At 34.4% G+C, this 14,890-nt stretch carries 13 protein-coding genes, 1 pseudogene and 1 riboswitch; of the genes and pseudogenes, 3 read left to right on the top strand and 11 right to left on the bottom strand.

Annotated elements, in window-relative coordinates:
* Positions 1–167: 167 nt before the first annotated feature.
* The 3 genes and pseudogenes from LX80_RS02875 to LX80_RS02855 all read left to right on the top strand — a co-directional run.
* A pseudogene (locus LX80_RS02875) lies at positions 168–1,154 on the top strand (RHS repeat-associated core domain-containing protein); the annotation flags it as partial.
* A 666-nt stretch (positions 1,155–1,820) separates the two neighbouring features.
* Positions 1,821–2,369 (top strand): hypothetical protein, encoded by a 549-nt coding sequence (locus LX80_RS02860; RefSeq protein ID WP_111293498.1) that lies wholly within the window; start codon positions 1,821–1,823, stop codon positions 2,367–2,369.
* Positions 2,370–2,790: 421 nt separating this feature from the next.
* Positions 2,791–4,980 (top strand): outer membrane protein assembly factor BamB family protein, encoded by a 2,190-nt coding sequence (locus LX80_RS02855; RefSeq protein ID WP_111293497.1) that lies wholly within the window; start codon positions 2,791–2,793, stop codon positions 4,978–4,980.
* A gap of 100 nt (positions 4,981–5,080) precedes the next feature.
* Here the strand turns inward: LX80_RS02855 and LX80_RS02850 are convergent, their stop codons facing one another.
* The 11 genes from LX80_RS02850 to LX80_RS02795 form a co-directional block, all read right to left on the bottom strand.
* Positions 5,081–5,545, bottom strand: coding sequence for an HIT family protein (locus tag LX80_RS02850; RefSeq protein WP_111293496.1), 465 nt, complete (start codon positions 5,543–5,545; stop codon positions 5,081–5,083).
* Between the two features lie 40 nt (positions 5,546–5,585).
* A complete protein-coding gene (locus tag LX80_RS02845) occupies positions 5,586–5,999 on the bottom strand; it encodes an NUDIX hydrolase (RefSeq protein WP_111293495.1) in 414 nt (137 codons plus the stop codon).
* Positions 6,000–6,083: 84 nt separating this feature from the next.
* Entirely contained in the window at positions 6,084–7,388 is a 1,305-nt protein-coding gene (locus LX80_RS02840; RefSeq protein ID WP_111293494.1) for a MutS-related protein, read from the bottom strand.
* Positions 7,389–7,401: 13 nt separating this feature from the next.
* Positions 7,402–9,090, bottom strand: coding sequence for a dynamin family protein (locus tag LX80_RS02835; protein ID WP_111293493.1), 1,689 nt, complete (start codon positions 9,088–9,090; stop codon positions 7,402–7,404).
* A 207-nt stretch (positions 9,091–9,297) separates the two neighbouring features.
* Entirely contained in the window at positions 9,298–9,864 is a 567-nt protein-coding gene (locus LX80_RS02825; RefSeq protein ID WP_111293491.1) for a metallophosphoesterase family protein, read from the bottom strand.
* A 25-nt stretch (positions 9,865–9,889) separates the two neighbouring features.
* Positions 9,890–10,663: a metallophosphoesterase family protein gene (locus LX80_RS02820; protein WP_111293490.1), complete on the bottom strand. Its 774-nt coding sequence runs from the start codon at positions 10,661–10,663 to the stop codon at positions 9,890–9,892.
* A gap of 97 nt (positions 10,664–10,760) precedes the next feature.
* Positions 10,761–11,321 carry an inorganic diphosphatase gene (locus LX80_RS02815; RefSeq protein WP_111293489.1) on the bottom strand — a complete coding sequence of 187 codons (561 nt, stop codon included), beginning with the start codon at positions 11,319–11,321 and terminating at the stop codon, positions 10,761–10,763.
* A 20-nt stretch (positions 11,322–11,341) separates the two neighbouring features.
* Positions 11,342–12,652: a phosphopyruvate hydratase gene (gene eno / locus LX80_RS02810; RefSeq protein WP_111293488.1), complete on the bottom strand. Its 1,311-nt coding sequence runs from the start codon at positions 12,650–12,652 to the stop codon at positions 11,342–11,344.
* A gap of 28 nt (positions 12,653–12,680) precedes the next feature.
* A complete protein-coding gene (locus LX80_RS02805) occupies positions 12,681–13,106 on the bottom strand; it encodes a hypothetical protein (RefSeq protein ID WP_111293487.1) in 426 nt (141 codons plus the stop codon).
* A 5-nt stretch (positions 13,107–13,111) separates the two neighbouring features.
* Positions 13,112–14,293 (bottom strand): MFS transporter, encoded by a 1,182-nt coding sequence (locus tag LX80_RS02800; protein WP_111293486.1) that lies wholly within the window; start codon positions 14,291–14,293, stop codon positions 13,112–13,114.
* 74 nt (positions 14,294–14,367) lie between these two features.
* Positions 14,368–14,433, bottom strand: a riboswitch (Fluoride riboswitch).
* Between the two features lie 16 nt (positions 14,434–14,449).
* Entirely contained in the window at positions 14,450–14,890 is a 441-nt protein-coding gene (locus LX80_RS02795; protein ID WP_111293485.1) for a universal stress protein, read from the bottom strand.

Genomic DNA, 14,890 nt, shown 5'->3' with positions numbered 1-14,890 from the left:
GGGTATATTTATATTTACTGCAGCAATGAAAGTCCGGTAGATGTGTTCTTTGATAATGTACAGGTAGTGCATACACTAGGGCAATACTTGAAGAAATGTAGCGAAGCGAAATTCGCCCATAACCAATACAATAAAAATGACATGGGCAAACGCATTATTATCCATTCGGACTGACTATGGCAGGCATCAGCAGTAAAGCAGCAGGCGGTACAGAAAATAAATACAAATACAATGGCAAGGAATTACAGCAGAGGGAGTTTAGTGATGGCAGTGGTATAGAACTGTATGATTTTGGAGCCAGAATGCAAGATCCTCAATTAGGCAGATGGAATGGTGTTGATCCATTGGCAGAGCAAATGCGCCGCTTTTCGCCCTACAACTATGCATTAGATAACCCGGAACGGTTCATAGATAAAGATGGGATGGAAGCGGTAGAAGATGACGATCAGGGAGAATATGGGGTTAGAGATAATACGACTTCCGAAGCATCATTTAGAGGTTGGAAGTATATAAAATACTATCCAGCTTCTGGTGGTTCAGCAAAAAGATTTAAAATTAAATCAAGCTCAAGTGATGACTGGGTACATAATAAAGTAACTGGCAGGGTTTATTGGGATGATAATGTGAAGAAAGCGGATGATGTAAAAAATTCCAATGAGGAATATTATGGGGATGGTTCAGATAAAAAACGATATGTTTCAAATGAAGGAACAGTTGAACTAGGAAAAAACGGAGATTGGCATGTAGTTACAAATGAGGAACCAGAAAATGCACAATCTTCAAATTATAATTCATTAGTGCCTACTCAAATTACCAATGGTAATGAAAATATTGAAGCAATAACGGATTCAATAAGTACTGCAATAATGGCAGAAGGGTTTGTAGAAGGAACCATAAAAGCTGGGGGATTAGAGTCGGAAAATTTAGCAACAGCTTTAATATCTGCAAAAATATTGTCAAATATTAGTAAAGGTGTTGCAATTGTCGGTATTTCATCAGCTATAATAAACTATCAACAAGGAAATATAAATGGATATCATGCTTTTACTTTAGGTGTTATAAGTCTTGTTGGAACTGGACTTCCACTTATAGGAGTTGGATTGACACTTGCAGATATGGTTTGGGGCCATTATATTTTTCATGATAAAAAATAAAAATGAATAACTTCTATTATTATGTATTTTATCTATTGGTAAAGATTGCTAAAAAAATAAACAAAAGAGATTTAGACCCTGCATTTACAGGTATTATATGGATTAGTATACCTGTTATTCTGAATGTTTTATCATTGTTTTTTTACTTCACACAAGGTACTAGTAATGATACAGAGGGTGAAATTTATTTGTATGCAGCAGTAATTACTTTGCCAGTTCTAATTATGAACTATTATATTTTATTGCATAATGAAAAAAGCTTAAAAATTATACAATACTTTGATAGTTTACATTTAAATAAAAGAATTTGTCTTATTAGAATATTTATTATCATTATTTATTACATTTTCTCAATTTTACTTTGTTTATATTTGGCAAATTACAACAGAAAATTGATAGGACTATGACCATAGTTGCGGATGCTAGCCGTGCAATAAATTACTCACAAGAACAATCATTACTTGGTAATCAACAATTAGGTTGCAAAAATTGTAATGGAAATGTAGGAATAAGTGAGCCAATAATTACAGTTCACATTTTTATAGGTTCTGTCAATTATTTTACAAATCCCCATAGTCCATTTTATACAAATGGGCACTTACCTAATCAAACTCAGATTGATAAGCTCACTAACTTTCTTATTCATCAGTATAATATTCAATTACCATGAAAAAAACAATAACTATTTGTTGGACAATTATTAATCTTTTCATTTTTAGTTATACAAATGCACAGAGTAAAAAAGTATCATATTTAGGACAAACTGACTGGGAAGTTGTAGCTAAAGCAGTTAAAAAAAAATTTATTTACGAATCAAGTAAATTAAAAAAATTTGACTCCTCATATCAGATAAATAAAAACAAATATTATACTTTCAATAATTTATCAGAAGAAAATGTTTGTTTACAATTATTGTCGTATGAACAAGATTTTTCAAATTATGATACTTTATTCATTTCAAACTATATTATATTGCTTAGCATTTACAAAAATGAAGTTACTGGTCATGGAGTAAAATACATTGAAACAGTCAATTTTTTATTAACTGTGAGTTGCGAAGAATCTTTTAGTCAAATTGATTTGAATCATTATCTTTTAGCACATAAACAGCAATTAAAATATTGTTTTTATAATAATTTAAATTGTTGGCGAAATTTTAAAAGTTTTAAACGAAAACTTAATTTAGATAAATTGGAACCATTACGACTTCTTTAAACAAGAGTTAGTTTTAATATAGTGTCCACTGCATATTATTTTTAATAACTTCTCTTCTAAGTTAAGTCTGCGTCTTGTGGTAAAAATTTTTTTCAACTTTCTACTACCTTTTCAAATCAACAATCCCCTTCAATCAAAATACCAATATTGCGTTTAAACTCTCTAAAAAGTTCGAGCTGTTGGCAGGCAAGCCGACATCATTACTCAAAAAGCAATCTTGCAAAGGGTTGCTTTTTTGTTGTTAAAGCAGTGTAAAGGCTAAATTTATTGTTTCCTGAAATCTATATTGCTCATCAGTTTTTAGCAGCAATAAATAGTATAGCTGCAAATTCAATTACCATAATTTATACAACCTGCTTCTTCAAAAAAAATGATAAATTACGTTGTATTCCTAAACAAATTTTCCAACTAAACTCACTTTATGCATCTGCTGCATTCATCCATAACCGCTTCATGTTTACGTTTATTGGTGATTGGGTTTTGCTGCTACAATTTTATTGCGTGTACTTCGCATTCATCTAATTATACTACCTGGCAGGTATATGGTGGCAATAAAGAAAACAACCATTATGTAGCGCTTGCTCAAATTGATACTTCAAATGTTGCCTCACTGCAACCTGCTTGGATATATCATTGCGGTGATGCAGGTGCATCTACTCAAATACAAGTAAATCCAATCATTGTTGATAGTATTCTATATGGTGTGTCACCGCAACTAAAATTATTTGCATTAAATGCCGCAAATGGCCGGCAAAAATGGGTATTTAATCCTTTATTGGATACCCTAGGTAAAGCGAAAGGTTACTTTTCCATGAATGTATGTAGGGGTGTAACTTATTATTCCGATGGAAATAATGATCAAAGGATTTTCTATTCCGCCGGTTCACAATTGTATTGTGTTAATGCCACAAATGGCCAACTTATTACATCATTTGGTACTAATGGTAGTATTGATTTACACAATGATTTAGGTCCCCGTTCTCAAAATTTATATGTAGCATCCACTACACCGGGCATTATTTATAAAAACTTAATTATAATAGGTACACGAGTTGCCGAAGAAATGCCGGCAGCTTCCGGTGATGTACGTGCTTACGATGTACATACAGGCCAATTACAATGGGTTTTTCATACTATTCCTCATCCCGGTGAACCCGGTTTTAATACCTGGCATGATTCCACTGCTTATTTACACGTTGGCGGCGCAAACGCATGGGCCGGATTTAGTATGGACGAAAAACGAGGTATTGTTTATGTGCCCACCGGTTCAGCTGTTTACGATTTTTATGGTGGGTTACGTTTGGGCAATAATTTGTTTGCCAATAGCCTCATAGCATTAAATGCCAATAATGGAAAAGTTATTTGGCATTATCAAACCATACATCACGATGTGTGGGACAGAGATTTGCCAACGGCACCGACTTTGCTTACACTCAATATCAATGGTAAAAAAATTGATGCCGTAGCTCAAACCACTAAAACGGGCTTTGTTTTCTTGTTCAATCGGTTAAATGGTGCACCTGTATTTCCCATTCAAGAGCAACCGGTTCCAGTTAATACTGAATTAAAGGGTGAGGTGCTTTCACCAACACAGCCTATACCTACTTTGCCAATTCCATTTGCCCGGCAGCAATTAACTTTTAATAATCTTAACCATTTAGTACCCGATTCTTCCTATAACGATATTGCAACAAGACTATCCCGTTATGAGCATCATCATCTTTTTTCGCCGCCATCTACTCAAGGAACCATTATTTTTCCCGGATTTGATGGTGGTGCAGAATGGGGTGGCCCTGCTGTTGATCCTAAAACAGATATTTTATACGTTAATGCCAATGAAGTTCCTTGGGTATTAACCATGCTACCTGTTCAACATGCTGCAACTGCTGCTGAAAATATGTTACAGGCAGGGATGCGTTTATATAAAACACATTGTATGAGTTGTCACGGAACAAATTTACAAGGCAGCGGTAATTATCCATCCTTACAACAAGCCAATCAAAAGTATAATGAGGTATCCTTCGAAAAGTTGGTTACTTCGGGAAGAAGAATGATGCCTGCTTTTACACAATTAACTGCTGAAGAAAAAAAGGCTTTGGCTTCTTATGTGTTGAATTTAAAATCGCTGCAAGCAAATAAGTTTATAAAGCCTAAACAACAACTAACCAAATGGGATAGTATTCCGTACACTTCAACCGGATATAATAAATTTTTAACCAAAGAGGGGTATCCTGCTGTAGCACCACCTTGGGGTACACTAACTGCTATTCAATTAAATAGCGGAAAAATATTATGGAAAGATACGCTGGGCGATTATCCCGAATGGAAAGCAAAGGGCATACATACCGGTACAGAAAATTATGGTGGTCCTGTGGTAACGGAGGGTGGCTTGCTGTTTATTGCTGCTACCAGCGATGCTAAAATTCGCGCCTTTAATAAACGCACCGGTGTTTTATTGTGGGAAGCTGATTTACCTGCTTGCGGATTTGCTACGCCTGCCGTTTATGCTGTAAACGGTAAGCAATATGTTGTTATAGCTTGCGGTGGTGGTAAATTAAATAAACCATCCGGTGATAGTTATGTGGCGTTTGCTTTGCCTGATAAAAAATAATTTTGTAGTCAGCTTTTGTTCTTTTTGCAACAGTGGTTGCGTCGCACACTTGTACTGCATCAATAATGGCAACAAAGCACTTTATTTAACATTATCTGCGTTATTGAAATCCCAGTTCAATTGCTTTTTGTTTCATTTTTTGAGTAAGCTTGTTCAATATTTCATCCGATAAACGGTAACGGGCATACGTATCAATATCCCCCGATTCAATTTTTTCTAAGCGTTGATACCAGTCGCCGGGATTTACCATATCACCCAGTTTGCGAGGCACTACATGCATGTGTAAATGGGCTACGGATTGCCCTGCTACTTCGCGTTCTTGAATAGCCCAGTTAAATGCATCTGTTTGAAACACTTTACATAATAATAGGGCTGTGTTTTTTCCCAATAACATAAATTCCGCTAACTCTTCATTGGTTAGTTCAAATAAACTTTCTTTGTGTAGCTTGGGAATTACTAAAGAATGGCCCGGTAAAATAGGTGAAATATTATATAAAACAGCAAAATTTTCCGATTCTAAATAATAATCATTTTTCGTTTTTGCGCAAAAGGGACAACTCAACATATTCTATAAAAAATATCATTTATGTGTATTAACAATTGCATTATTTGTTGATGAATTTTTCTAAAATAGTCCGCACATTATCATACGAATTGTACAGGTATTTTTCAATTTCATTTTTTGAAATCCAACGAATCCATTCAATTTGTTCTTTTAATTCAGGCATAACGTCTAAATGTGTACTGGTTTTCATTTCAAACCAATGAATTTCTTTAATGGCTTCTTGATGCAATACATTGTCGAAATATTCATAATGCGTTACACCGGCACTTCTAATTATTTCCAATGTTTTTAAACCAGTTTCTTCTTTTACTTCGCGCAAAGCACATTGTTCATAAGTTTCATTGGGTTGTAAATGTCCTTTGGGTAAATCCCATTTACCATAGCGTTGTATCATCAGTAATTCATCATCTTCACTCCAAACAATTCCTCCGGCTGCATAAACAGTTTGTATCATAACTTAAGTTTAAATGGTAAGCAAATCCATCTTTTAAAGGTAGGGCATTTCAAAAAAAACAGCAATTGTTTTTATAACATTTATTCATTCATTTTTGGGTTGCATTAAATGAGGCAACCCGGTTTGTTTAAATATATTTAACCCCAATCGTTGCTCTGAAATTCCGGGTTTGCATACATAATCAAATTTTAGTGTATCATTATCCTGATGTGTTTCAAAATAGTTAAACAAAATGCCTTGGTTATCGGCAAGCTTCTCATATATTTCGGTTAAATGAGTGGCAATAATAAAAAATGATTGATGCCATTTTAAAGCCAGTTCAGTAAAAAGCAAAGTGCAATCAAGCGCATCTTTAATGTTCGTTCCTTTAAATGGTTCATCAATAACACATAGCACCGCTTTGTTTTCTTGTAAGCATTCGGCCAATAATTTTATGCGATTAATTTCAGCTTGAAAATAACTTTCGCCTTTACTAATGCTATCTGTAATGCCAATGAATGTGAAAATGTTTTGTAAAACGCCAATTTGTGCACTTTCTGCCGGTATGCCCATACCTATATGCGCCAACAAAACTGCTTGTGCATTAGCCTTTAAATACGTTGTTTTGCCAGCCATATTAGGGCCTGTAACAAACATAATGTGTTGTTTGGTTAATGTAACATTATTTACAACTGCATTTTTAAGCATTATGTGTCTTAGCCCTTTTATTGATAAAACAGGTTCGTTCACTATTTCAGGAAAATGTAAATGATGTTGTACACATGCATAAGCCATTGCCATAATGGCATCGGTTTCATAAATCCATTCTAAAATATTTTTAATGGTAGTGTAAGATGGTTTCCTTAACAGGCTGTCAACATAAAGGGTATTAAATGCTTTCTTATTTTCCAAAGCATGAAGGTTGGGTAATAAAATTTTATCATTCAAGTGTTGTATAGATTGCGCTATGGCATTGGTATCTTGCTCAAGTAAAAAATGATGTTGTTGTAGCAGTTGTTGTAATCGCTTTAGCAAATCAAATAACGAAAGTATGTTGCTGTTTAAATAATGAAAATAGTCCGGATGTTGCCATCGAAAAAATTTCGCAGTTAATTGGTCTAAAAAATTGTTTTCTAACTCTACAATTTGAATGTTCGATTGTAAATATAATTCTGCAGCAACAATATCCCTTTCATGTATTAACGAGCGCCATGCTTCTACAACTGGTATGCATTTTTGTATGCGTTGTTGTTCGGTTTTTATTTGGTTAGCAGTAAGAAAAGGTTGCGTTAATTTCTTTTTTAGAATGTCTTCACCGCCCTGTGAAATAGTGTAGTTTATTTGTTGGAAAAGGCTATGCCCATCTGCCGATTCCAATATTTCTAAATCTATGAGCGTTTGTGCATCCATGTTTTTTCAAATTTCAAGAATTATTCAATTGCAATTTCATTGCTTCTAAGTGGGCAATTGTATCCTGAACATTAAAGTTTAAGTTTTTAGTTTGTGCTTGTGTTGCTTTCATTTCTTTATCAAGCGTCTGTAACAGTTGTTGTACTTTTAATTTAAAGTCAGCATTAAATTTTCTAAACGATTCCTGTATTTTATACTGTACTTCATAAATAATGGCTGCGGTGTTTTGAATTATAATGTCGTGGTACTGTTCCTGAATGCTTTTAATAATTTGTTGTTCTTTGCTTTTTTTACTGAAATGAAAGATTGTGTGGTTGTTATTGATAACAGCTTCTTTATCCAATCCATTTAATGTAATGTAAAAAGCAGTGTAAGCCTGCCAGTCGAATTTTTCTACAATGCTTTCAATACCGGTATTTAAAAAATCTGAAAAGTGAATAGCAATATTGTGTAGAATATTTTTTGAATTGAATAAATATTGCTCTAATATGGATTTGAACTGCAGTTTGCTGCTTTCTTCTAATGCTGTTTTCAATTGCTCATAGCCTGATTTAATGAGTTTGTTTAAATCGTTAATGAGTGCCTGTTGTACCGTAATATCCAGCAGGGCAAAGGGGTTATTATTACTGTATTGTTGAATAAGCGATTGAATGGTAGCGTCAAAATATTTGGCTTTAGCATTGCATTGTTCATGTACTGTTTCGTCTAATTTCTTTATGTGGTGTTGCAGAATAGCATGGAAACCTTCAATTTCATTTAACAATACATGCTGTGTGTTTTCAAATTGTTGAATGCGTTCCGATAATTGTTGTACCGGTAATTGAAGGTTATTAATTCTTAACTGAATAATGGAAATCAAGCTTTGTTGAATTAGATTCAATTGTCTGCCAATGCTTTGTTCTAAAATGCTTGATTTATTTTTTGAAATATTGCTGTTTAATGATTGTAATAACAATTCAAAACCCGATTCTGCCATGTTTCCCTGTAGTTGCTGATTGGCTGAAATGGGAATAATGGTGATGCTTTCTATTGGCATTTGCAGCTGGACTGAAATTGTTTTTTTATTGTGATCCAGCATTTTTTGTAAGTCTGTTGCAGATAATAAATCTTTTTTATTTTCAACAAATACAATGTTTTTAATTTGTGCATATAGTTGTTGTAAGAACTCAATATCCGTTTTTGAAATAGGCATGTCGGCACTAAGCACAAATATGGCAACATCAATTTTGTTTAAAAATTGAAGTGTTGTATCAGTGTTATGTTCAAAGGATGATCCTACGCCGGGTGTATCAATAATGGTTATGGTTTTTAGAATAGGTGCGGGGTGATACACAATAACATGCGCAACATTTTTTATGTTTTCCGGATTTTCTTCTTCGCTAACAAACTCGTTTAAACTGCTGATGGGTTTTGTAACTTTTTCTTTGTTTTTAAAAAATATTTCCAATGAAGGGGTTGCTGCATATTTTAGAATGGTAATAATAGCGGTAACAGGTACAACGCCGGTAGGCATTATGTTTTCTTGTATCAGTGCATTAATTAAACTTGATTTTCCCCTTTTAAAAATGCCTGTTATTACGATGTTCAGTTCCTCATTATGCATTTTTTGTTGTAGTTGCATAATGTCGTCTATCAGGTTGTCCTGTTCCAAAGTATGAGCTGTATTCAGTAACAATGATATGTTGGCATTGTTATATGGCATGTTTAACCGTTTAAAAGGAAATTGTTATATGCATCTGATAAACCAATTTCGGCAATTTTTTTAATAACTGTTTTTACGGGGTAATTTAAAAATTCGAATTGAACCTGAATGGCATTGGGTTCGGTTAATGAAGCTTGATTTGGGATTGTTAAAATGGTATAACAAGTTTTATTATTCCCCTGTTTAGGTTTTCCTACGGAACCAACGTTAATGGCATGACGATATATTTTTTTTATTCTCTGTTTCACAAAAAATGGGGCGGTGCCAGGGTTTGTGGGTATGACCCATGCACAAAATATCGGCATTCATACTATCCATCATTTCCAACAAATAGGCATCATTCACGCTTTCTTGTACATATTCTAAATTGGAGGTAGTACTTCCATGCACCATTACTAAGCGAATAGTGTTATAAATGCCTTTAATTTCAATGGTAAAGGCAAAAGGTAAATTCTGTAAATAGGTTCTATTTTCAGGCGTAATGGTTCTATTTACCAGTTTTATGGATTCAATACCATAATCTTGTTGTGCTTTGTTTGAGAAAGAGTAGGGGAAAAAGTCTTTACTGTTGCCAATACCATCATCGTGGTTACCTTGAAGGCATGGTATATTTCGTTTTCTAATTAACTCTACCACTTCATTATCCCAACCTGCGAAATTCACTAAATCGCCCAAACAATAAATAATATCGGGCTGGTGTTTTTCAATGTCTTTCAACACTGCTTTTAAAGCAGGTAAGTTTGCGTGAATATCACTAATCATGGCAATTTTCATAACCTGGAATTTATGTTTTAAACAATTAATATTTTAACAACCGCACTGCATAATAAATGTGTAATGAACTGTTTTTAATGCCTTTAATTACCGTGTCAATATCATAATCTAATCGGTAAAAATATACTTGTAAAGCATCGGGTTCGTATTTAATGTCTTTGCCGGTATCAATTTCAATCATGGCGTAACAAGCATGCCAGCTGCCATCTTTAGGACTACCAACCGAGCCCGGATTGATAATGTGTTGATACGTTTTTTCGCCATTAATAACCCGCTCAATTTGTTTATGAAAAGATGCATGTGTATTGCCAATGAATAAAACATCTGCGGCTTCATCATCCAGCATTTTGGACAATTCGGTTTGTTTGTAAAAACGATAAATTCTTTCGGCATTACTTTTAGGAGTGCCATGTGCAAATAGTAAGGTACGCTCGTTATTACCGGTAGTAATTTTTAGTTTGATATTTAATGGCAATGCACGTAATATGGCTTTTCTTTCTTCTGTAAGTTGTTTTAAAGTAAATTGAATGGCATCCATACCCCAATCAATTTCTTCGCGACTACCATAAGAAAATGGGAATTTGGATAAGTTATTACCAATGCCTTCATCATGGTTGCCTAATACACTGGGTATTTTATGTTCTTGCATAAAATCAACCACTTCATTATTCCAAATATTTTGATTTACCCAATCGCCCAGGCAATAAATAGCATCGGGTTGCTGTTTTTCAATATGCGCATACACTGATTTCAATGCCGGTAAATTGGCATGCACATCACTAAATACAGCAATTTTCATGATTTCTTGTTTCAAAAAATAGATAAAATACTGAATCAGTTACAATAGTGTTTGTATATGCGTAACTGATTCAGTAAATAACACCAAAGGGTATGGGTTACCCATTTATACCAAATTTTTCTTTGTACATTTTATGGCTTCTTTCTACGCATTTTCTAGCTTCTTCCTTACCATACATATTACCCACAATTACTTTTTTATTTTCTAAGGCTTTATATCCTTCAAAAAAGTTTTTCAATTCTGCCATGTGGTGTTCAGGTATGTCGGTAATGTCTTGAATATGCTTATAAGCCGGATCGTGGTGCGCAACAGATATAATTTTATCATCTACACCATTTTCATCCTCCATGTGCATTATGCCAACAATACGTGCATCTAACACGCACAATGGTTGAATGTCAAATGAACACATTACTAAAATATCAAGAGGATCACCATCATCAAAATATGTTTGAGGAACTAAGCCATAGTTCATTGGATAGTACATGGCTGAGTACAACACCCTGTCTAAACGCAATAAACCGGAAGGCTTATCTAATTCATACTTCATTCTGCTTCCTTTCGGAATTTCAATAATGGTGCTTACTACGTTGGGTACATCTTTACCAATAGAAATGTGCCAAGGATGTTGTACTTGCTGAATAATCTTATCGCTCATATATATATGTGTTTGTTTAATTATTGGTTTTTAAATGCTTTTAAGCCTGCAAATTTGGCTGATTTGCCTAATTCATCTTCAATGCGTAATAATTGATTGAATTTGGCAATTCTTTCGCCGCGACAACCGCTTCCTGTTTTTAAATGACCGGCATTGGTTGCAACAGTTAAATCAGCAATAGTGGTGTCTTCGGTTTCGCCACTGCGGTGTGAAATAAAACAGTTGTAATTGTTTTTGTAGGCCATTTCAATGGTATCAATTGTTTCAGTAACAGTACCAATTTGGTTTAATTTAATTAACACAGAATTGGCGATGCCTGCATCAATACCTTTTTGTAAAATGGCAGGGTTGGTACAGAAAATATCGTCTCCGGTTAATTCAACCTTATTTTTTAATTGATCGGTTAAGAGTTTCCAGCCTTCCCAATCGTTTTCGGCCATGCCATCTTCCAACAAAATAATAGGGTATTGCTGAATCCAACTATCCCAAATTTTCAATAAACCTTCAGAAGAAATTTTTTCTTTGGTTGATTTGAATAATACGTAATGATCATCTTCCCACATTTCACTGCTGGCAGGGTCAATACATAGTGAAATATCTTTTCCGGGTGTATATCCCGCTTTGTGAATAGCTTCTAAAATTACTTCTACTGCTTCTTCATTTGATTTTAAATTGGGCGCAAAGCCACCTTCGTCACCCACGCCGGTTGAATACCCTTTTTTATTTAAAATTGATTTTAAAGCATGGAAGGTTTCTTCACCCATTCTAATACTTTCTTTAAAAGAAGGAGCATTGTGTGGGGCAATCATGAATTCCTGGAAATCTACATTATTATCCGCATGTTTACCTCCATTAATTACATTCATGCAGGGAACAGGCATAGTAAATTTTCCTGATTTATTTAAATACCGATACAATGGCATATCTAATGCAGCAGCCATAGCTCGTGCATAAGCCATTGAAACAGCTAATATGGCATTAGCGCCTAATTTTGATTTATTGGGGGTGCCATCTAAATGAATAAGGGCATGATCAATTTCTTGTTGAGAATTAAATTCTTTGCCTGTAAACTGATTAGCAATGATTTTATTTACATTATTCACTGCCAATGAAACTCCCTTGCCCCCATAGCGTTTGGGATCATTATCGCGTAGTTCTACAGCTTCTAATTCACCTGTGCTGGCACCGGATGGAACAATAGAACGTCCTTTAATATTACGTACTATTTTCTTGCTTCCCTTTATGGGGGCTTCAATGCTTACTTCTGCTTCAACGGTTGGGTTCCCTCTTGAATCGAGAACTTCCCTTGCATAAATTTTAGAGATTTTCATACTTGCCTGTTTTTTTGAATAATTAGGTTTAATTGTTGTTCAAAGTTCGTATCATATCGTTAATACTGGTTGTAAATGCATTAATTTTTTTTTGGTAATCATTCATTAAATTTTCATCACTAATACCATATCCCTTCATAGAGGCAGCCCGGGCACCGGTAATATCTTCCCATAAAAAGTTGGCTTTAACATTCAACTCTTTTTGAAAATTAATGGTTTGAACCGGTACTTGATAGGTTTTGCAAAATTCTGCCAGTAAACCATACAGTTCATTTAACTTTTCTTGAACTTGTTGCAAAAGCGCATCATTTTCAAATGGTTCGTATTGAATAGATACCAATGTTAAATGATTTTTATGGGCAATGAGTTGTATTTGAATATCGAGTAGTTTTTTTTCTATCATATAGGCAACAGCATTAAATACATGTTGCTGATTTTCAGGAATAGTAAACATAATTTTTACTTGTTTATGTTTAAAAACTGTTTTTGTATTTTGCCTGCAATGCCCGACAAACCAATAACTGAAATAATTTGTGCCGCTACAGAAAAAATAACCAGTGCGGTAATGTTTACATCATATAAATAACCCATAATAGCACTGCCTACAAACCAAAATAATCCAAATACTGCATTAAAAAGCCCAAATGCAGTGCCTCTTTTTTCCGGATTAATGAAATGCGCAACGGTAGCTTTTACAATTGATTCCTGCGCGCCCATGCCAATTCCCCAAACAACCATTCCGGCAATAGCCCATTGTATATTTCCTAAAAATACCATTGGTGCAAAGCAAAGTGCAATTATTAATGCTATAATTAAAATTTTAATACCAATTTTATCAAAAAATTTACCCAATAGTAAAGCTGCAATGCCGTCGCAGGCCATAGCCAAAGAGTATAAAAGAGGTATTACATCATCTTGCATTAAATGTGTACTTTTAAAATGGTAGGCTATTAATGGAAAGTCTGCATAGCCCATTGCCATAAAAGCAATAGCAATAATATATAACCAAAACAATTGCGGATAGCCTTTTGTAACCAAGGCTTTTGTTTTAATTTCCAGGTTTTCAGGATGTGGATAAATACTTTTTGCAAAAATAAGCAGGCTTAATGCTATAATGGCGGGTAAAAACAATATTAAATAAGCGGTATGATAACTATTGTTTCTTAACAATAATGCTGCACTAACCAATAAAGGACCAATTGTGGCACCTGTTTGGTCTAATGCTTCATGAAGACCAAAGCCCCAACCTTGCCCCATTTGATTTGCACCAAATGATAACATGGCATCTCTTGCGGGGGTTCGAATAGCTTTCCCAATTCTTTCTAAGATCATTAAAGCAATGGCTAATTGCCAAAAGCCGGCCAATGCTAATAGAGGTACTGAAATAAGATTGATAATGTATCCTACAATGGTTATAAACCAGTAATTTTTTGTTTTATCGCTCCAATAACCTGAAATAATCCTTAATCCGTACCCCAATAATTCTCCTAAACCCGCAACCCAACCTACCGTAGTTGCAGATGTACCTAAGGTTTCCAGAAAAGGTCCATTAATGCTACGAGCAGCTTCATAGGTCATGTCTGAAAACAAACTGGTACATCCTAATAAAACAACGAATATGGTGGCCTTTTTTAATTTCATTTAGTTGGGTTATGAATTTTTTATATTTAAAATTTAAACAATAAAATATTGTGTTTTCATTATGCAAATGAAAACGCTATACAGGCGTCATTATCCAATTAATTGGCAGTTATGGGTGAAACGCCATCACCTAGTGTTAAATTTGATATGAATGTATTAGGTCATTCTGGGGGGGGTAACCAATACAGGAATTAATGCATGCCTAATTACATATTCAGCAGTTGAGCCGGTTAAAATTCTATCTAATCCGCTACGTGTATGTGTTCCCATCACAATTAAATCGGCTTCCCACTCTGTGGCAATATTTAAAATTTCTTTTTCAGGAATACCTTCCGGTGTAAAGCGAAACACTTCTGAATTTTCATTGTATAAATCAATAAATTGTTGAATAGTTTTATCGGCCTCTTGTAAAAGCAGTGTTTTACTTTGTTCGGGTGTAATGCCTAAATCTGCACTAACAACTTCTTTTGATTTGTTAATTACATAAACAACCGCAACTGCGGCGTTAAGTGGTTTGGCAAGTGCAAATCCTGCTCGTGCGGCTTTCATGGCATAGGCACTATCGTCAACGGCAATTAAAATTCTTTTATATTGCAT

Source organism: Hydrotalea sandarakina (assembly GCF_003254115.1).
GTDB classification, from domain to species: Bacteria; Bacteroidota; Bacteroidia; order Chitinophagales; family Chitinophagaceae; genus Hydrotalea; species Hydrotalea sandarakina.
Note: the sequence above shows the minus strand (reverse complement) of the source record. Positions and strands in the feature narration are given on the sequence as shown.

Excerpts from the sequence above, each read along its gene's own strand:
- LX80_RS02860 (WP_111293498.1), top strand. The coding sequence starts at position 1,821 with ATGAAAAAAACAATAACTATTTGTTGGACAATTATTAATCTTTTCATT.
- LX80_RS02855 (WP_111293497.1), top strand. The coding sequence starts at position 2,791 with ATGCATCTGCTGCATTCATCCATAACCGCTTCATGTTTACGTTTATTG.
- LX80_RS02850 (WP_111293496.1), bottom strand. The coding sequence starts at position 5,545 with ATGTTGAGTTGTCCCTTTTGCGCAAAAACGAAAAATGATTATTATTTA.
- LX80_RS02845 (WP_111293495.1), bottom strand. The coding sequence starts at position 5,999 with ATGATACAAACTGTTTATGCAGCCGGAGGAATTGTTTGGAGTGAAGAT.
- LX80_RS02840 (WP_111293494.1), bottom strand. The coding sequence starts at position 7,388 with ATGGATGCACAAACGCTCATAGATTTAGAAATATTGGAATCGGCAGAT.
- LX80_RS02835 (WP_111293493.1), bottom strand. The coding sequence starts at position 9,090 with ATGCCATATAACAATGCCAACATATCATTGTTACTGAATACAGCTCAT.
- LX80_RS02825 (WP_111293491.1), bottom strand. The coding sequence starts at position 9,864 with ATGAAAATTGCCATGATTAGTGATATTCACGCAAACTTACCTGCTTTA.
- LX80_RS02820 (WP_111293490.1), bottom strand. The coding sequence starts at position 10,663 with ATGAAAATTGCTGTATTTAGTGATGTGCATGCCAATTTACCGGCATTG.
- LX80_RS02815 (WP_111293489.1), bottom strand. The coding sequence starts at position 11,321 with ATGAGCGATAAGATTATTCAGCAAGTACAACATCCTTGGCACATTTCT.
- eno (WP_111293488.1), bottom strand. The coding sequence starts at position 12,652 with ATGAAAATCTCTAAAATTTATGCAAGGGAAGTTCTCGATTCAAGAGGG.
- LX80_RS02805 (WP_111293487.1), bottom strand. The coding sequence starts at position 13,106 with ATGTTTACTATTCCTGAAAATCAGCAACATGTATTTAATGCTGTTGCC.
- LX80_RS02800 (WP_111293486.1), bottom strand. The coding sequence starts at position 14,293 with ATGAAATTAAAAAAGGCCACCATATTCGTTGTTTTATTAGGATGTACC.
- LX80_RS02795 (WP_111293485.1), bottom strand. The coding sequence starts at position 14,890 with ATGCAATATAAAAGAATTTTAATTGCCGTTGACGATAGTGCCTATGCC.